The sequence below is a fragment of the Vibrio navarrensis genome (assembly GCF_015767675.1).
Lineage (GTDB): Bacteria > Pseudomonadota > Gammaproteobacteria > Enterobacterales > Vibrionaceae > Vibrio.
In genome coordinates this window covers 3211287-3229770 of sequence record NZ_CP065217.1, presented here as the reverse complement: position 1 = coordinate 3229770, position 18484 = coordinate 3211287, and the positions used below count along the sequence as shown (strand labels likewise).

Sequence of the window (18484 nt, the reverse complement as noted above, 5' to 3'; positions counted from 1 at the left end):
GAAAAATGAATAGAAAAATGACTTTACTTGCTGGTGCGATTAGTAGCGTATTAAGTGGCGCGGCGCTAGCGGATATTAACCACATTTTAATTTCGGAATATGTCGATGGTTCAGGTAGTTATGCTAAAAACACAGCCGTTGAGCTGACCAATACAGGTAGCACAGATTACACCTTTGACGACACTGTCGGCCTTTTCTATAGCTCTTATAAGAACCAGGTATTGGTAGCGGGTTCTGGTGATGGTCAAGGCAAAGGCAACGGAACGTCGATTTTGACCGGTAAGACTATTCCTGCTGGTAAGAGTCTGGTGATTGTCAATGGCGATGCAACTGCGGAACTCACGGATTATGTCGAGCAAAATGGCGGCATTTTGCTGAAAACAGGTAACTGGACGACAGACAAATATGACTCATTGAACTTCAATGGTGGTGAAGCGGTTTGGATCGGTAGCAAAGATGCGCCGCTTGATATCATCGGTGAAAACAGCAACAACTGGGGCGCGGACGTTACCTACAAACGCGTTAATACCGCGATGACGCAGAATGCGGCATTTGTGGAAGCGAACTGGGCTGCTGAAGCGGTGGACACTTTCGCTGATCTGGGTAAGCCAACGTTTGTTGAGCCACCTGCGCCGCCAACACCTCCGACTGAAGTCACTCTTGCTGAAGTGCAAGGTTCGGGGATGTTCTCGCCATTGATTGAGAAAGAACATGGCAGCGATCTTAAGGAAGATAAGTTCTACGAAACCGAAGAAAACTATAAGTTGACCGCACGTGTTAGCCATGTGTTGATCAGTGCCAACAACGGCATCTCGAAAGGTTTCTTCCTCTACGATGAAGACAACAATCCAGCCACCTCCAACGGTCTTTTTGTTTACTCGAACAAAGCCAATGCAGATATGGTGGGCCAAGAGATCACGGTGACCGGTAAGGTACGTGAATACTTCGGCCAAACGCAGTTTAAACTGGAAACGGATGGCGAATGGGTCGTTACCGACAGCAATAAAGTTACGATTGCGCCTGCGGAAATGAAACGTCTTGAGTCCGATGGTGCATCTTTTGCTAAAACGCTGGAGCGTTACGAGGGCATGCTGGTTAAGCTGGTTGAAGACATGGATGATGCCAAAGAGGGCAATCAAAGCATGCATGTCGCACGTGCCTTTAACTTCGACTTCGAGCTTCTAGACAAAAAGCAGTACCGAAACAACATGGTGCTTGCGTACGAACGTCCGAACTTCCACCCGAACCAAGATCACGTGGCAGGCAGTTTCGAATCTCTAATGCAGCTAAATCAAAACAGAGATCGTACTCTGTTTGTCGACAGTGCGGTTGCGCCAAAGAACGGTGAGATCCCTTATTATCCAGCGTTTAATAGCGACCCACAGAAAAACTATATTCGCATTAACGATACGGTCAAAAACCTTGAAGGTGTCATGACCTACAGTTACGACGAGTATCGTTTAGTGCCAAGTAATCAGTTGAGCACTAGTGACATTGTACACAATACGCCACGTACGACTGCGCCAAGTATCAATACCGATAATGGTTCTGACGGCTTTGTGATTAAAGTGGCAACGCAAAACGTACTCAACTATTTCAACTCGCCATTCGGTGGGTCAGATAACACGTTTGGTGATAACCGTGGTGCCAAATCCTCGCTGGAATTTGAACGTCAGCAGGCAAAAATTGTTGAGGCTATCTATGGCTTGAATGCCGACATCGTCGGTCTGATGGAAGTGGAAAATAATGGTTTTGGTGACTTTGGCGCAATCAAAACCTTGTTAGCAGCCATCAATGCTAAATATGACTATGAAAATTATGGCGATCGCAATCATGCTCGCTCTATTCATAATCGCTATGTCTTTGTTGGCTTTGATAAAAATGGCGACCAAGTGTTGGATGATCTCGACACCATCGGCAGTGATGCGATCACCACAGGCGTTATCTATCGCCCTTCAAAAGTGTCACTACAGTTTGGCAAAGTTATCTCGATGCCTGAGCAGCATGCACCGATGATTGAATACCCTGAAGGGGGCGCGATTGTTGGTGAAGATGGTGAGATCCGTGAAAGCGGCGCCAACTTCCAGCGCAATACCATTGCTGCGACCTTTGGCGTGCTCAATACTGGTAAGAAACTGACCGTTGCCATCAACCATTTGAAATCAAAAGGCTCAACCTGTTATGAAGATTGGGCAGGATGGCAGAACTGGGCGAATTTCAACCCAGTGACCGACGATGTTCGCGATGACGACTACCAAGGTGCGTGTGAGAACGTCCGTGTTGCGGCCGCGGTGCATCTGGGCGAAGAGATGGCCAAGCTATCGGGTGATAAAGTGCTGCTGGGCGATATGAACTCCTACGCGCACGAAGATCCTATGTTGGTTCTGACCAGTAACCCAACGGGCAAAGCGCTGTACGCTGCAGGTTATACCTACATCGATGGCCAGCCACAGTATGGTCCTGAAGGTGCTCGCATCACCAAGACGTATGGCTACCTGAATGCAGTCGATCTGTTTACTGCGCAAGGCGAAACCTCATGGAGTTACTCGTTTAACAATGAAATTGGTTCGCTTGACCATCTCTTGGTTTCGCCATCAATGAAAGATCGCTTAGTGGATGCGAAAGATTGGCACATCAACGCGCCAGAATCGAACCTCTACGATTATGGTAACTACAAGAAAGAACCGAGTGAACAGAGCAATCCATTCTATGCTCAAACGCCGTTCCGTTCATCAGACCATGACCCAGCGCTACTGGTGATTGGTTATAAATATGGTGAAGCGGGTGAGAACCCAGTCACTGTCGCGGTGAAAAGTGGCCGAGCGGACATTGCTTTCCCAGTGTCAGCCAAAGCGAAAAAAGGTGATGTAGCCGAGATCGCTATCTCGCCTCGCCCTGCAGGCGTCGCGCTACCGAAAGTAACTTTGAGCAATGATGGTGCGCAAACGGTGATGTTTGACGTGGTTGGCCTGAATGCGGGCGAGTACACCTTCACCATGACACTCAAACGTGATGCGGTTGAGAAGAGCGCAGCGCAAGAGACCGTTGAAAGCAAAGCGCTGGAAATGTCGGTGGTTAAACGTGACTCAAGCAATGTGAAGCCAGTGTATCCAGAGAACGACGGTTCTGGTGGTAGTTTTGGCTTTGGTGCCCTGCTGTCACTCCTTGGCTTAGGCCTGCTACGCCGTCGTCGTTGATCGGCTCTGAAAGGGTTGGCGCTGCTGCGTCAGCCCTTTTTTCTTTCTCAAGTGGATGGCTCAACACGAGCACTCACACATCAAAAAACTTGTTTACCGATGAGGGTTAACAATGAAAAAAAGTCTTATTGCCGCCGCTATTGGGGCGGTGGTTGCACCGAGCGTGCATGCCAATATCGTCATCTCGGAGATCACTGAAGGCAGTGGTAACAACAAAGCGATTGAGATTGCAAACGTCGGCGCAGCGTCAGTGCTGCTTGATGGCTACACCGTGGAACTGGCGGGCAACGGCAAAGATTGGGGAAATAAGCTCTCTCTCGATGGCGTGACCTTGGCCTCTGGGCAAACCTACGTGATCATCAATAGCGGAGCGGCTGCGGACCTCAAAGAAAAAGGGGATATTGCATCTGATGTTACTTATTTTAACGGTAACGATGACGTCGCGATTAAGAAAGATGGCACTATCATGGATATTGTCGGGAATCGAGATGGGAAAGATTTCAACAAAGATGTTACGTTAAGACGCACCGACTTCTCACCATCCACCACTTATGATGCGAATAAATTTGCCACCGTGGATATGAACGATTGGAGTGATTTTGGCAACGTGGAGATCGGCGGTGGTACCAATCCCGATCCTGACCCAGATCCCGATCCAGATCCACAGCCGCAAGTGCTGATCAGTGCTCTGCAAGGCAGCGGCTGGGCATCGCCTTATACCGATCCGGCCAACGGCAAGTTTATCTCTAGCGAAAGCTTTACCGTTGAAGGGGTGATCACGGCGATTCAAACGCAAGCGTTGGACGGGGATTTACCAGTCGGTTTCTTCATGCAAGATGAAACGCCAGATAGCGATGCGAAAACGTCGGACGGTATTTTTGTGGCGGCCAGTGTGGATGGGCTTGCCGTTGGCGACAAAGTACGTGTTACAGGTCCTGTTGAGGAAAACTACGGCTGGACACAAATGCCTGCGACCGCAGTCGAGAAAATCGGAACGGGAAGCGTGAGCGCGGTCGCGGTGACGACACTCAGCGACGACGCAGAGTTTGATTTTACCTTAGAACGCTACGAAGGCATGTTGGTGAAGCTGACTTCCACCACCGACATGAAAGTGTCTCGCAGCTACAGTTTTGATGAGGGACCACAGCGTTACAACTTGGTGCTGACTCAGGGCAAAGTGAATGTCCACCCGAACCAATCTTTCTTCCCCGGCACACAACAAGCAGCGCAAGCGGCTGATTGTAATGATGATGCCCGCCTAGTGGTGGAATCATTTAGCAAAGACACTCAAGGTCAACCTAGTTGGTATCCTGAGTTTGGTAAAACAGACATCGACCAAAATGGTTCGAGTGAAGATTACATTCGAGTGGGTGACCGCGCGAGCAACCTGCAAGGTGTGCTCGGCTATTCTCACTCTGACTACCGTCTGTATGTGACAGAAGAGGCGAACAACGACACCTTTATCGCTCGTGGCAACAACCGTACTCAGGCGCCTGTGCTGAAATCAGGCGACGTGCGCATTGCGACGTTCAATACCGATGAATACTTCAATAGCTTGGTTGGTAATGGCGAGGCGAATCCGTATCTCAGCGCAGGGCAAACTGCGGGGGCAGAAAATGCCACGATATTGCAACAGCAAACGGCTAAATTGGCTGCGGCATTGGTTGCACTCGATGCGGACATCGTTGGTGTGATTGGGGTAGAAAACAATGGCTTTGGTGAAAGCTCTGCGATCGTGCAGTTGGTGTCTGCCGTCAATGCCAAACTGCCAGAAGCGAAAAAGTATGAGATAGTCAAAGAGAAAGATCTTACGCACATCGGTCGCTTGGCGAGCAGCAACTATGTCATCTATCGCCCTAGCGTTGCGGGTATAAAAGCCACTCAGGTGATTGCGATGCCAGAGCAGCGCTTGGAGGGTGGGCAAGTCATCGCTCAGCCAGATGCGCTGGTGCCTGAGTTCTCTTTTAAAGATCGTGACGAAACACTGACGGTTGCCGTAACGCAATTTGTCGATAAAGATCAAGCGTGTTTGGAAGATACCTCCAATAGCGATAAACAGGGTGCATGTGAGAACTTGCGCGTCTCTGCTGCCGATTATCTTGGCCAGAAACTGGCTGACATCGACGGTGAGAAGGTGATTCTCGGTAACCTCAATAGCTATGGCAAAGAAGACGCCATCACCGTTCTGACCAATCGCACCTCGTTGCCAGCGGGTTACAAAGTCATCAAAGCCGCAGCTCAAACGTTTGTCGATGACAAAGCGTTTGATAGCGAAAGCCGTGTGATCGAGGCCAGCTACGGATACGAAAACGTGCTCGATATTGTTGCACCAAAGAGCTTCAACAGTTTGAACGGTGATGAAAGTGGCAATTTGGATTACATCCTCACTTCCGCCGGTTTGAAAGCGAACGTATTGGATGCTGGCCATTGGCATATCAATGCCGCTGAATCTGCCTTGTTTGCGGCTGATCACAGCGTAGGACAGAACTATGCAGATGCCTACCGCGCGGCAGAAATCGATCCTGTTGTGGTGGACATTGCCTTTGCGGGTAAGCCGCTCGATCCTGTCGACCCAACGCTGCCTGGTGATAAGCCGATCGTTGTTGGGACGCCGATTGCACTGCCAAGCGAACCCATCAATGAGCCGCGTCTCGAAGCGCCGTCAACGGCTGGTTTTAAATATCTTGTCGATCTCACCGCGTACACGGGTTCTTCTTATCTCAAAGTGGGTGATGAAGTGGTGGTGAGCTTTAGTGACGCCAATGCGGCTTTTGTCGCTACCTCGTCCAGTGTTGCCAAAGACGTGTTGGATGAATTTGAGATCGCACTGGGTTGGACCGAAGTGCCTATCACGGGTATTGCCGCTGGTGAATATACGGTGACCACCAGTATTGATGGCACGGTATTAGAGCGTAAACAAGTGGCGGTTGCTGATAACAGCAGTGACTCGGATGGCGGTAGCACTGGCTTAGGCGCGTTGTTGGCGTTACTCGGCCTTGGCTTCTTACGTCGTAAGTTCAACTAATTCGCTGCCTAAAGGAGAGGAGTGCTTGCACTCCTAAGCAAAAGATATGAAAAAGACATTATTGACTTTACTGATTCCATGCGCGTTTAGTGCGAGCGCCGCTTACCAGCAAGCCCACGATCCTCATGTGGTGGGCGGGTTACCTACCGTGACCTGTCAGATGGAAATCGTGACACCGCCGGTCACACCGGGAGAAACCCATAACCCGGATGGTTACTACGACAGCGCGCTCGATCTGAGCGGAGATGCCCTGAAAGCGGCGCTAAACCAAATCATCTCTACTGGCATCATCAAGCTACCGTACTCTTCGAGCAGCTTTGATGTGTGGGATGCACTGGATATCACCGATGAAGATCCAAACAACAGTAACAATGTGATTCTACTCTATACCGGACGTTCACAAGCGAAAGGGCAGAAATCAGGTCAGGGCTCGCTGGGTCAAGATAACTGGAACCGCGAGCATACCTATCCGAAATCGAATGGTGGCTTTGATAACAGCAACGCTTACGCATACACCGATATCCACCACCTGCGTCCAGCGGATGAATCGGTCAATGGTAGACGAGGTAATCTGGAGTTCGATAACGGCGGCTCTGCGGTAACAGAAGCGCCCGGAAACTACGTTGACAGTGACTCATTTGAGCCACGTGATGCAGTGAAGGGCGATGTGGCGCGTATGATGTTCTACATGGCAACTCGCTATGAAGGTAAAGACAGCAGCGATCCGGCCAATCCAGATCTTGAGCTCGTACCGGCTGTTACCAACAATGGCACCGCGCTGGGCAATGTGTGTGTGCTGCTGGAGTGGAACAGCCAAGATCCGGTGGACAATTTCGAGTTTGGACGCAACACCAAGATCCAGAATATTCAGGGCAACCGCAACCCGTTCGTAGATAACCCACACTGGGCCGAGTCTATCTTCCGCAAAGATTGTACGCAGTAGATTTCGATCGGGATATAACCCTTACTATCCAAGGCCAGCGCATGCTGGCCTATGTCCACCCATCCATCACTTCTCTGTTTAACACTCACTTAGTGCGTTCAATGCCTGCCGCTTTCAAAATGTACTTCTCATAGATTGGCTCGCTGGTGCCTTTTTTCACTTTGTAGAGGAAATACTTTTCGAAGGCGATTTTGGCTAAATGCACCCATTGTCCCATCCCGGTCCAGTTGGTATTACGTGGGGGATTCTGTGGTAGGGCAACAAAGGCCGCGCCTTTATCTCCCATGTCAGCAAGGCATAGTGCGTTCAAGGTCGGTTTGGTATGCATCTGTTCGCCTTTTTCTAGGCTGAGAATGTTTTCCACAATCGTCGTCGTCATGGATTCAATCATAAAGCCCGTTTTTGGTGCACCGACAGGAACCGGTGTTTCTTCCAAGGGAGGGATGGCTACACACACGCCAGCCGCAAAAATTTCAGGGTAGACAGGGCTGCGTTGATATTCGTCGGTGAGCACAAACCCTTTGGGATTACAGAGCTCAGGAACCGCAGCAATCGGCGCTGCGCCTTTAAACGGTGGTAGAAACATTGCCATGGTGAAGGGCAGGTGATGTTCAAAATCCACTTCACCTTTGCGATTGAGTTCTTCAATGTGTGCCGTACCGTCCTCAAAGTGCGTGGTTCTGGCGTTGCAGATCCATTTGATGCCCCTCTCGCGAAACTCATGTTCCATCAGCGCTTTGGAATCCCCTACGCCACCCAATCCCATATGACCCACGTACGGTTCACTGGTTACAAAGGTCATTGGAACACGGTCGCGCACTTTCAGTTTTCGCAATTGGCTTTCCAGAGAGAGAATGTATTCGTAGGCCGGGCCGAAACAACTTGCGCCTTGCAGTGCCCCAACGATGACGGGGCCTGGGTTTTCAACCAACTGTTGATAGGCTTGATGGGATTTAACAGCGTGATCAACCGTGCAAATCGATTGGGTAAAGCCATTTTCTGGTCCGGCTCCCGGTACGGCTTCAAATGCCAATTTAGGCCCTGTGCAGATCACCAAATAGTCGTAATGATATTCTTCACCATCGCCCGTTTTTAGTCGGCATGCTTTGGCATCAATGTGTGCCACACCAGAGACATTGAAAGGAATATTAAATTTTTTTACATAAGGCGTGAGTTCTAAAACGACTTGCTCTTTGGTGCGTTCTCCCAATGCCACCCATGGATTGGATGGAATAAAATGAAACTCCGATCCTTCGTTAATGAGCATGACTTCATGATCGCTGGGCAATTTTTGTCTGAGTTCATACACGACCGACATGCCACCTAAACCGGCACCAATGACTATGGTTCTCTTCATTTTTAATTTCCTTTATTAGCTATTGCTAAAGTAATTTTAGGAAAATAATGATGAACTGCCAAAGCGGAAGTGTCGTCTGGATCATAAAGTGAAGGAAAAGCGTGTTATTGATTGAATCTGTAAGCCGGATTCGTAGAATGCTAAAGTTTTCATCTAGGCTAAGACAAATTTATGCTGCTGATCATCGACAACTACGACTCGTTTACATACAACCTCTACCAGTATTTCTGTGAACTGGGTGCTGATGTGCACGTGGTGCGTAATGACGAGATCGATATTGCCGAGATCGAGCGTCTTCAACCGACCCATCTGGTGATTTCCCCCGGGCCATGTACGCCCAATGAGGCAGGGATCTCTCTAGCGGCGATCGCCCACTTTGCGGGTAAACTGCCGATCCTCGGCGTCTGTCTTGGCCATCAGGCGATCGCCCAAGCCTTTGGTGGGGAAGTGGTACGCGCACGGCAAGTAATGCATGGTAAAACCTCAGCCATTGAGCACAATGGGAAAAGTGTCTTTCGCGGTTTGAACAATCCACTTACCGTTACCCGCTACCATTCGCTGGTGGTCAAAAATGGCACCTTACCTGCCGACTTTGAACTCACTGCTTGGACGACGCTGGCAGATGGCAGTATCGACGAAATCATGGGCTATCAGCACAAAACGCTGCCGATTGACGCCGTGCAGTTTCATCCTGAGTCGATCAAAACCGAGCAAGGGCACGCGTTGCTGGCCAATTTTCTCGCTCGTTGAGTCGCGCCTAACCCTGATCTTGATCACCATTCTTAACATTTTCTTCATCTTTTTTTCAGCCAAGGCGAAGTGCAAAACTATTCGCCACTTTTTGCTTTCCCCTTCCCATTTTGCCATTAAACCAAGTGATTTGTTGATCGATTAAAAAAATGCTTCATAATTTGCGGAACATGATGCATAAATAATCATGAATAGTGACTATTGGGTATTCCTCCGGGCTGTAAAAAGAATATTTCACTATTGAATTCGTTAATTAATTGTAAATACAATGCCGCATCAGCTTAAATGCAAAACAATATTTGCCGGCCAGTCACAGTCGGTTGGATTCGCTCTCTGCTAGGCGTGCGGTATCAAGAAGGAATGTGCAATGACAGTGGAAATGAAAGTAGATCGTGGTTTGTTTGATGAGGTGATGGTGCCTTGCTACAACCCAATGGAGATGATCCCAGTGAAAGGTGAAGGTTCACGTATTTGGGATCAAAACGGCAAGGAATACATCGATTTCGCGGGCGGAATCGCGGTGAGTTGTCTGGGCCACTGTCATCCGGTTATGGTCAAAGCGCTGACTGAGCAAGCGGGTAAACTGTGGCATTTAAGTAATGTCATGACCAACGAGCCCGCATTGCGACTGGCGAAAAAACTGACCGAAGTGAGCTTTGCCGAGCGCGTCTTCTTTGCCAACTCGGGTGCAGAAGCGAACGAAGCGGCGCTGAAACTGGCTCGTCGTTACGCAGCGGACGTTTACGGTGCTGAAAAATCTGAAATCATTGCTTTTAAACAAGGTTTCCACGGACGTACTTTCTTTACTGTGACCGTCGGTGGTCAAGCGGCTTACTCGGATGGTTTCGGTCCAAAACCCGGCGATGTGACGCATCTGCCTTACAACGATATCGATGCCTTGCAAGCGCACATTTCCGATCGCACGTGTGCGGTGATGATGGAGCCACTGCAAGGTGAAGGCGGTATCGTGCCACCGACGCCTGAGTTCGTGCAAACCGTGCGCGAGCTGTGCGACAAGCACAATGCCCTGCTGATTTTTGATGAAGTGCAAACGGGCAACGGACGTACAGGTGATTTTTATGCTTATCAAGGCCTTGGTGTGACGCCTGATATTCTCAGCACCGCCAAATCACTCGGTGGCGGCTTCCCAATTGGCGCGATGCTAACGACAGAAAAATTGGCCGCGCACATGAACGTGGGCACGCACGGTTCGACTTACGGTGGTAACCCGCTCGCTTGTGCCGTCGCGGAAGCGGTGGTGTCAGAAGTCTCCAAGCCAGAAACCTTGCAAGGCGTGAAAGAGCGCGAAGCACTGTTTCGTGAAGGGTTAAGCAAAATTAACGATAAATATCAGATTTTCTCTGAAATCCGTGGCAAAGGCTTGTTGCTCGGCGCGGCGCTTAATCAAGAGTGGCAAGGCCGCGCACGCGATATTTTGGTTGCTGCGGGTAAAGAGGGACTGCTGGTGCTGGTGGCGGGCATGAACGTGGTGCGCTTTACACCATCACTGGTGATCACTAAACAAGAAATAGAAGAAGGCTTGGCGAAACTGGATAAAGCAATCGCCACTCTGGTTTAAACGCTTCTCAAACAGACGCCTACCCAGGAAGCGGCGGGCGTCTACATCACATCCTAGGTAGTAAACCTAGGGCCTTCTATGCATCTGGAGGGAGTATTGATGCTAGTTGTTCGCCCTATTGCAATGTCGGACTATGACGCACTGCACACATGTGCAGTGGAATCGGGACACGGATTCACATCTCTGCCGGTTAATGAAGAACTGTTAACCAATCGAATTACACACTCTGAATACAGCTTTGCCAAACACGACGTTTGTGAGCCGGGCGATGAAGGCTACCTGATGGTCGGCGTTGATGCCGAAAGCGGTGAAGTCGCCGGAACCACAGGTATTGAAGCGGCGATTGGTTGGGACGTGCCTTTTTACTCGTACCACATCAGCAAAATTGTCCATTCCTCGCCAAAACTTGGCGTCAACAACGTGGTGAAGCTGCTCACTTTTGGCAACAACTACACCGGTTGTAGTGAAATTTGTACCTTGTTCTTGCGGGAAAAATTCCGTGAAGGGCTCAACGGTCGCTTGATGTCGAAATGCCGCTTTTTGATGATGGCCGAACATCCGCATCGCTTCTCGAAAACCATTTTCGCCGAGATGCGTGGGGTGTCGGATGCCAATGGCAACTCGCCATTTTGGCAATGGCTTCAGGACCATTTCTTCTCCATCGATTTCACCATGGCGGATTACCTCACTGGTATCGGCAAAAAAGGCTTCATCGCCGATTTAATGCCTAAGCTGCCGATTTACATCAACCTGCTGAGCCCAGAAGCGCAAGCGGTGATCGGCGTGGTACATGAAAATACTCGTCCAGCGCTCAAGCTGCTTGAGAAAGAAGGCTTTACCAGCCGTGGTTACGTTGACATCTTTGATGGCGGCCCCACGGTGGAGTGTGACCTACGTAATATTGAATCGGTACGCCACTCAGTGCGAGCGAAAGTGCGCGTTGCGGAGCACTCCAGCTCGCAAGACTTTTTAATAGCCAATACCTCATTTGAAAACTTCCGCGCCACGGCAGCCAAAGCCGCGTATGACCAAGCCTCTTCCAGTGTGATTTTGTCACCGAAAGTGGCCCAGGCTCTGATGGTGGAAGATGGCGAATACGTACGCATGCTAGCGCAGTAATGATTAAGGGAAAGACGATGACACAGTGGATTGCAGGTGAATGGGTAGAAGGGCAAGGCGAAGAGTTCACCTCCTTGTCGCCTTATGACAACCAAGTGGTTTGGCGTGGCAAAGGTGCCACTGAGCCGCAAGTCGAGCAAGCAGTGAAAGCGGCGCGTCACGCCTTTCTGAGCTGGAAGAAGCTCACGTTTGCCGAGCGCGAAGCCTACGTGCTGGCCTTTGCCGAGCGTGTTAAAGCGCGCAGCGAAGAGATTGCTCAAGTGATCGCCAAAGAGACCGGCAAACCGCTGTGGGAGACGCGCACGGAAGCGGCAGCGATGGCAGGCAAAATTGCCATTTCGATCCGCGCTTATCATGAACGCACTGGCGAGTCGCAAAAAGAAGCCGCTGGCAACCAAATTGTCTTGCGCCACCGCCCACTGGGTGTGATGGCCGTCTTTGGCCCGTATAACTTCCCGGCGCACTTACCAAACGGTCACATTGTGCCCGCACTGTTAGCTGGCAATACCGTGGTGTTTAAACCGTCCGAGCAAACGCCTTGGACGGGAGAGCTTGCGATGAAACTGTGGCAAGAAGCGGGTCTGCCAAGTGGCGTGCTAAACCTAGTACAAGGTGGTAAAGAGACTGGGATTGCCTTGTCGCAGTCCAAAGGCATCGACGGCCTGCTGTTTACTGGCAGCGCCAACACGGGCCATCTGCTGCATCGTCAGTTTGCTGGTCAACCCGGCAAGATGCTGGCACTGGAAATGGGCGGCAACAACCCGATGGTGATTTCAGAGCAGTACGGCGATCTTGAGGCGACGGTTTACACCATCATTCAATCGGCATTTATCAGTGCTGGTCAGCGCTGTACTTGTGCACGCCGTTTGTATGTGCCGCTGGGGGAAAAGGGCGACGCACTCATTACTCGTCTGGTTGACGCGGTGCAAAAACTTAAAGTTGATCAGCCGTTTGCCGACCCTGCGCCTTTTATGGGGCCACAAATTTCTGAGGCGGCCGCGCGCTTTATCTTAGACGCACAGGCCAATCTGCAGTCGCTCGGCGGTGAAAGCTTAATTGAAGCCAAAGCGGGCGAGGCCGCCTTTGTTTCACCGGGAATTATTGATGTCACTCAGATCGCAGATTTGCCTGACGAAGAGTACTTTGGACCACTGCTGCAAGTGGTGCGCTATCAAGGACTCGAGCGTGCGGTTGAGCTGGCGAATGACACCCGTTTTGGTTTGTCGGCTGGGTTAGTCTCGACCGACGATAACGAGTGGGCGTACTTTGTCGATCACATCCGTGCTGGCATTGTCAATCGCAACCGCCAACTGACGGGCGCCAGTGGCGATGCGCCATTTGGCGGACCGGGCGCGTCGGGCAACTTACGCCCGAGTGCTTACTATGCCGCCGATTATTGCGCGTACCCAATGGCATCAATGGAAGGGGCGCAAACGGAACTACCCGCCACGCTTAGCCCGGGTGTGGAACTTTAATAACGATAACGACCTTTAGGTCTCTGACCTGCGCTACTTCGAGCCATCATTGGTAGTGCAGGCTTGTTTGCTTTCAAACCATGAACGTCACAGGTTGAGGATTGCGGCGGTGATTTCTGCACGCACCGCCGCAGTCCACTCCCGATACTCTGATAATGTGAACCGATACAACAAGGAGGCGTTATGACGCCAGCTGTGTTATTTGAATCGCTATGGAACGACTATATCCAACGCCTGTGTCCTTCCGCGGCGAAAGTGCATCAACTATTGCAAGAAGATGTAGCCCTGATCAACGACCATATCGCGCTACGAACGTTTAACGTCGAGCCGCTTGGCATTGAAACTCTGGCGAAACCGTTTATCGAATTAGGCTACAAAGCGTGTGGCGACTATCTGTTTGAAAGCAAAAAATTAGTAGCCAAACATTTTGAGCACCCTGATCCGACTCAGCCTAAAGTCTTCATCAGTGCGCTGAAAATCGATGAATGCTCAGAGGCGCTGCAAGCGATTGTGAAAAAACTGGTTGCTCAAGTGGATACAAGCCAATTGCAAGGCCACGAGTTCCTTTACGCTGGTCGCTTGTGGGACTTGAGTTTTGCGGACTATCAAACGCTGGCAAAAGAGAGTGAATATGCCTCTTGGTTGGCGGCGCATGGTTACGGCGCGAATCACTTTACGGTCAGCGTCAATCAGCTCAAAGCATTTGACTCGGTGAAAGGCGTGAACGATCACTTACGTCAAGCGGGCTTTACCATCAATGAAATTGGCGGTGAAGTGAAGGGCACGCCGGAAGTGCTGCTGGAGCAATCTTCCACGATGGCAGATAAAGTGGCGGTGCAGTTTATTGAAGGCAGTGAAATCATTCCCGGTGGTTTTTACGAGTTTGCCAAACGCTACCCGATGGAAAACGGCGATCTGTACCCAGGTTTTGTGGCCGCGTCGGCAGACAAGATCTTTGAAAGCACCAACGGCTAAGACGCATCACGAACCAACAAAAAAGCCACCGCAGGGTGGCTTTTTGCAATTGTGCGCCGAGCATGGCGTTGATCTAGGAGGTGAAAGTCCTCTACGGGCTCAGTCGAGCGAGAACCGTTAGCCTATGCAAGGGTGTTCACCGTGAGGTGAAACCTGAAGGAAGCAAACGGCAAAACTTGGTTGTGACGAACAGAAACCTGATAGTAGGCCTGTACAACTTGGGTAACCTAGCAATAGATAGAATAGCCCAATGCCTCGACGGGAAGTGTGTATAGGTAAATCAGGCATGACCAAGGGAAAGAGCAACGTCTTACCTCGGGAGAGCTCATTGCCTGTCTCAGATGAGACCAACACAGCAGTGATGTTGTGTGATGGGCAATGAGAAGTCAGCAGAAGGCATAGTACTTTGAGGAAGTACAACTCAAAGGAAGGCCAGAACTGAATATATCAAGAAGCAGTCACTATTTACTCAATGATGTGGAGTCATAGCAAGATGGAAAACATCTCTACGTCCCAATAGGCAATACCGCAAGTAAAGCTCATGGTCACGAAGAATGACAAGCATGATCGGCGTAGAAAGGAGGACGAGTCTTGGTGACCCCCACTCCGCTGATGGAACAAATCAGCTCCTCAGCGAATTTGAACCATGCCCTTCGACGCGTGAAGAAGAACAAGGGGTGCGCAGGTGTCGACAGACTCGACATCACAGCGACCATCTCTAAACTTCGACAAGCTTCAAATGGGCAAGCGCTCCGCCAGAGTCTTCTGGACGGAAGCTACCAACCTCAACCAGTTCTGGGTGTAGAAATCCCCAAGCCGAATGGTGGCGTCAGGCAATTAGGTATCCCTACGGTACTGGATAGGATAGTCCAACAGGCGATCACATCAGTACTGTCAGAGCTCTATGAGCCGACGTTCTCCAACAGCAGCTACGGGTTCAGGCCGAACCGCAGTGCGCATCATGCGCTTGCGGCAGCAAGCCGCTATATCAGAGAAGGGCGGGGTTATGTAGTGGATATCGATCTAGCCAAATACTTCGACACGGTGAACCATGATAGGCTGATGCACAGATTATCTAAGGACATTAGTGATAAACGAGTATTAAAGCTCATCAGGTCCTATCTACAGGCAGGCTTAATGCGAGATGGGTTAGTAGAGCGAAGACAACGAGGAACACCACAGGGTGGGCCATTATCTCCGTTACTTTCCAATATTGTATTAGATGAACTGGACAAAGAGTTAGAGCGAAGAGGGCATAAGTTCTGTCGATATGCAGATGACTGCCAAATCTACGTTCTTAGTGAGGAAGCCGCCCATCGAGTCAAAGAGTCGATAACGGAGTTCTTGGAGCAGAAGCTAAAGCTCACGGTAAATCGTGAGAAAAGTGCAGCAACAAGAGTGACGGAGCGAGCTTACCTAAGCCATAGCTTCAAGATAGACGGAACCCTCCAGATATCAAAATCGGCACAAGCTCAAATGAAGAAGCGAGTGCGGAAAATAACGAAGCGAAATCGAGGTCGAGAGTTGTCGGTAATCCTCACCGAGTTAACCCAATACCTACGAGGTTGGCAGCACTACTTCAAGCTCGCCATAGGTCAAAGTGCGATGCAGCGCTTAGACGAATGGATACGGCGTCGGTTGAGATGCTACCGCCTGAAACAGCGCAAACGCAGATACAGCATAGCGACATGGTTACAACGACAAGGTGTAACAGAGCGAAATGCGTGGAAGCTGGCGATGTCAGATAAAGGGTGGTGGCGCTTAGCACTCTCGCCCCAGTTGAATCACGCAATGCCAATCAAATGGTTCGAGGAGAGGGGGCTTTACTCATTGAGAGATGGGTATGAGTCACTAAAAGTGTATTCGGAACCGCCGTATGCGACCCACGCTTGTACGGTGGTGTGAGAGGACGGAGGCCGTGAGGCCTCCTCCTACTCGATTGAACGTCGATTTCTGGCGTGAAATTAACGAGTCCCGTAAACAACAATGGTTTTGCCGTGCGCAGAGATAAGGTTCTGCTCTTCCAGCATTTTCAGAATGCGGCCAACGGTTTCACGCGAACAACCAACAATCTGACCAATCTCTTGACGAGTGATCTTGATCTGCATGCCGTCTGGGTGCGTCATTGCGTCGGGTTGTTTGGCTAGGTTCAGTAGTGTCTGAGCGATGCGGCCAGTCACGTCCAAGAATGCCAAATCGCCCACTTTCTGGCTGGTCACTTGTAGACGGCTTGCCATCTGTGCTGACAAGCGCATGAGAATGTCTGGGTTGACTTGGATTAACTGACGGAATTTCTTGAATGAAATTTCAGCCACTTCACAAGGAGATTTTGCACGAACCCAGGCAGTACGCTCTTGGCCTTCTTCAAACAAGCCTAGTTCACCGATAAAGTCACCTTGGTTCAGGTAAGAAAGAATCATTTCTTTACCTTCTTCGTCTTTGATAAGCACGGCAACAGAACCTTTCACTATGTAGTACAAAGTTTCTGCTTTTTCGCCCGCGTGGATCAGCGTGCTTTTTGAAGGGTACTTATGAATATGACAGTGTGAAAGAAACCACTCTAGTGTTGGGTCGGTTTGAGGTTTACCTAGAACCATAATATCTCACTTCCTCTGCAGGGTACGCTTGCCGCTATCCATATTTTAGCCAAGCCTTGTTATAGACTTGCTAGAATAAGAGCTCTTGATTGATGCTGCAAGCTATCTTGTGTTTCGGTTTGAAATAGTATCCTTTTTCGAAAACGATTTCTTGATTTTAATCGTGTCGAGAATGGGATTTTCTACGCAAAATTGTGCACATGATCACGGTATGAAAAGTAAGCGTGAACCGGCCTCAAATTTTAGCCAATTTTGCCTGTTTCAATCAGTTGTTGCAGGATTGGCTGTACAATCAGTTCCATAGCGAAACTCATTTTGCCTCCCGGCACCACTAAGGTGTTGTGTCGCGACATAAAGGAGCCGTCGATCATCGCCAATAGGTAAGGGAAGTCGACGTTCTTGATACCGCGCAGGCGAATCACCACAAAACTCTCATCCAAACTCGGGATGCCTTTGGCATTGAGTGGGTTGGACGTATCCACCGTCGGGACGCGCTGAAAGTTAATGTGAGTGCGTGAAAATTGCGGGGTGATGTAGTTGAGATAGTCGTCCATTGAACGCACAATCGAATCCATCACCGCTTCGCGCGAATGACCGCGATCACGCGTATCGCGCACGTATTTTTGAATCCATTCCAAGTTGACTATTGGCACCATGCCGATCAAAAAATCTACGTGCTGGGCAACGTTGACTTCACCATCGACCACCCCGCCGTGCAGCCCTTCATAGAAAAGTACGTCGGTGTTATCGGGCAGCTTTTGCCATGGGGTAAAGGTGCCGGGCATTTGGTTGTAAGGCACGGCTTCGTCAAAGGTGTGCAGATAACGGCGCACTTCACCCGTGCCCGATTTGCCGTACTGGCGGAAAAACTCCGACAGCGCCGGAAAATCGTTGGCTTGCGGCCCAAAGTAGCTGATATGTCGCCCTTGCTCGCGCGCTTTGCGGATCTCAACGTCCATTTCGGGGCGAGTGAAACGGTGAAAACTGTCCCCTTCAATCCAAGCGGGCTTGATGGACATCATATTGAACATTTTGCGAAATGCTTCTGACGTTGTCGTCGTGCCGGCACCGGACGAACCTGTGACGGCGATGATTGGATGCTTTGCTGACATGACAAACCCTGTCGTTGTAGTACTTACCTGTCGGGCCGGAATGTGGCTTCCGGCATGTGCAATCGTTTGGCCACTATAACACGTTCCACGTGCTTGTCATGGGATAAGGTGCGGTAAAAATCTCGGCCAACTAAAATTTTTGCTTGAGCTGAATATCAACGGTTTCATGCAGTTCCGAGAAAACGATCACCGCTTCACCTCGCTTGAGCTGGGTTTTTACTTGCTCGATTTTTTGCTCTAACGAGACTTCGCTTTCGCCATAGTCGGTGCCTTCACGCAGAACAAATTCGCGGATCAAATTGCTCAGCGCATCGGCACTGATCTCTTGCCAAGGAATGATCATAAATACCTCTTT

13 protein-coding genes are annotated in these 18484 nt (G+C 50.1%); 9 read left to right on the top strand and 4 right to left on the bottom strand.

The genetic code is table 11. The annotated features are described in order from the left end of the window. Positions 1–5: 5 nt before the first annotated feature. The 3 genes from I3X05_RS15280 to I3X05_RS15270 all read left to right on the top strand — a co-directional run bounded on the left by I3X05_RS15280 (position 6) and on the right by I3X05_RS15270 (position 7165). Entirely contained in the window at positions 6–3197 is a 3192-nt protein-coding gene (locus tag I3X05_RS15280; protein ID WP_045569687.1) for an ExeM/NucH family extracellular endonuclease, read from the top strand. 112 nt (positions 3198–3309) lie between these two features. Further along, on the top strand, positions 3310–6222 hold the full coding sequence (locus I3X05_RS15275; protein WP_045569688.1) for an ExeM/NucH family extracellular endonuclease: 2913 nt from the start codon (positions 3310–3312) through the stop codon (positions 6220–6222). A gap of 46 nt (positions 6223–6268) precedes the next feature. Continuing rightward, positions 6269–7165: an endonuclease I family protein gene (locus tag I3X05_RS15270; protein WP_193186030.1), complete on the top strand. Its 897-nt coding sequence runs from the start codon at positions 6269–6271 to the stop codon at positions 7163–7165. A gap of 85 nt (positions 7166–7250) precedes the next feature. On the opposite strand, the gene I3X05_RS15265 is transcribed toward I3X05_RS15270, so the two are convergent. Further along, entirely contained in the window at positions 7251–8522 is a 1272-nt protein-coding gene (locus tag I3X05_RS15265; RefSeq protein WP_045569690.1) for an NAD(P)/FAD-dependent oxidoreductase, read from the bottom strand. Between the two features lie 171 nt (positions 8523–8693). Here I3X05_RS15265 and I3X05_RS15260 point away from each other — a divergent pair, with 171 nt between their 5' ends. The 6 genes from I3X05_RS15260 (at position 8694) to ltrA (ending at position 16325) form a co-directional block, all read left to right on the top strand. Further along, positions 8694–9272, top strand: coding sequence for an aminodeoxychorismate/anthranilate synthase component II (locus tag I3X05_RS15260; RefSeq protein ID WP_193167227.1), 579 nt, complete (start codon positions 8694–8696; stop codon positions 9270–9272). 367 nt (positions 9273–9639) lie between these two features. After that, entirely contained in the window at positions 9640–10851 is a 1212-nt protein-coding gene (locus I3X05_RS15255) for an aspartate aminotransferase family protein (protein WP_193186027.1), read from the top strand. A 99-nt stretch (positions 10852–10950) separates the two neighbouring features. Further along, entirely contained in the window at positions 10951–11970 is a 1020-nt protein-coding gene (gene astA, locus I3X05_RS15250; protein WP_045569693.1) for an arginine N-succinyltransferase, read from the top strand. A 17-nt stretch (positions 11971–11987) separates the two neighbouring features. Further along, positions 11988–13445: a succinylglutamate-semialdehyde dehydrogenase gene (gene astD, locus I3X05_RS15245; protein WP_193186024.1), complete on the top strand. Its 1458-nt coding sequence runs from the start codon at positions 11988–11990 to the stop codon at positions 13443–13445. Between the two features lie 183 nt (positions 13446–13628). Then, positions 13629–14420, top strand: coding sequence for a DUF1338 domain-containing protein (locus I3X05_RS15240; RefSeq protein ID WP_045569695.1), 792 nt, complete (start codon positions 13629–13631; stop codon positions 14418–14420). A gap of 612 nt (positions 14421–15032) precedes the next feature. Beyond that, entirely contained in the window at positions 15033–16325 is a 1293-nt protein-coding gene (gene ltrA, locus I3X05_RS15235) for a group II intron reverse transcriptase/maturase (protein WP_193158283.1), read from the top strand. A gap of 59 nt (positions 16326–16384) precedes the next feature. On the opposite strand, the gene crp is transcribed toward ltrA, so the two are convergent. From crp to I3X05_RS15220, 3 genes are all read right to left on the bottom strand, one after another. Beyond that, positions 16385–17017: a cAMP-activated global transcriptional regulator CRP gene (crp, locus tag I3X05_RS15230; RefSeq protein ID WP_011079297.1), complete on the bottom strand. Its 633-nt coding sequence runs from the start codon at positions 17015–17017 to the stop codon at positions 16385–16387. Positions 17018–17259: 242 nt separating this feature from the next. Beyond that, the gene (locus I3X05_RS15225; RefSeq protein WP_039436832.1) at positions 17260–18129 is read right to left on the bottom strand and encodes a phosphoribulokinase; all 870 of its coding nucleotides are present in this window, start codon (positions 18127–18129) and stop codon (positions 17260–17262) included. Between the two features lie 130 nt (positions 18130–18259). After that, complete coding sequence (locus tag I3X05_RS15220; protein ID WP_045569696.1) at positions 18260–18472, bottom strand: YheU family protein; 213 nt, start codon at positions 18470–18472, stop codon at positions 18260–18262. Positions 18473–18484: the final 12 nt, after the last annotated feature.

What these genes read in the sequence shown, in the direction of transcription:
- I3X05_RS15280 (WP_045569687.1), top strand. Translation starts at nt 6, where the DNA reads ATGAATAGAAAAATGACTTTACTTGCTGGTGCGATTAGTAGCGTATTA.
- I3X05_RS15275 (WP_045569688.1), top strand. Translation starts at nt 3,310, where the DNA reads ATGAAAAAAAGTCTTATTGCCGCCGCTATTGGGGCGGTGGTTGCACCG.
- I3X05_RS15270 (WP_193186030.1), top strand. Translation starts at nt 6,269, where the DNA reads ATGAAAAAGACATTATTGACTTTACTGATTCCATGCGCGTTTAGTGCG.
- I3X05_RS15265 (WP_045569690.1), bottom strand. Translation starts at nt 8,522, where the DNA reads ATGAAGAGAACCATAGTCATTGGTGCCGGTTTAGGTGGCATGTCGGTC.
- I3X05_RS15260 (WP_193167227.1), top strand. Translation starts at nt 8,694, where the DNA reads ATGCTGCTGATCATCGACAACTACGACTCGTTTACATACAACCTCTAC.
- I3X05_RS15255 (WP_193186027.1), top strand. Translation starts at nt 9,640, where the DNA reads ATGACAGTGGAAATGAAAGTAGATCGTGGTTTGTTTGATGAGGTGATG.
- astA (WP_045569693.1), top strand. Translation starts at nt 10,951, where the DNA reads ATGCTAGTTGTTCGCCCTATTGCAATGTCGGACTATGACGCACTGCAC.
- astD (WP_193186024.1), top strand. Translation starts at nt 11,988, where the DNA reads ATGACACAGTGGATTGCAGGTGAATGGGTAGAAGGGCAAGGCGAAGAG.
- I3X05_RS15240 (WP_045569695.1), top strand. Translation starts at nt 13,629, where the DNA reads ATGACGCCAGCTGTGTTATTTGAATCGCTATGGAACGACTATATCCAA.
- ltrA (WP_193158283.1), top strand. Translation starts at nt 15,033, where the DNA reads ATGGAACAAATCAGCTCCTCAGCGAATTTGAACCATGCCCTTCGACGC.
- crp (WP_011079297.1), bottom strand. Translation starts at nt 17,017, where the DNA reads ATGGTTCTAGGTAAACCTCAAACCGACCCAACACTAGAGTGGTTTCTT.
- I3X05_RS15225 (WP_039436832.1), bottom strand. Translation starts at nt 18,129, where the DNA reads ATGTCAGCAAAGCATCCAATCATCGCCGTCACAGGTTCGTCCGGTGCC.
- I3X05_RS15220 (WP_045569696.1), bottom strand. Translation starts at nt 18,472, where the DNA reads ATGATCATTCCTTGGCAAGAGATCAGTGCCGATGCGCTGAGCAATTTG.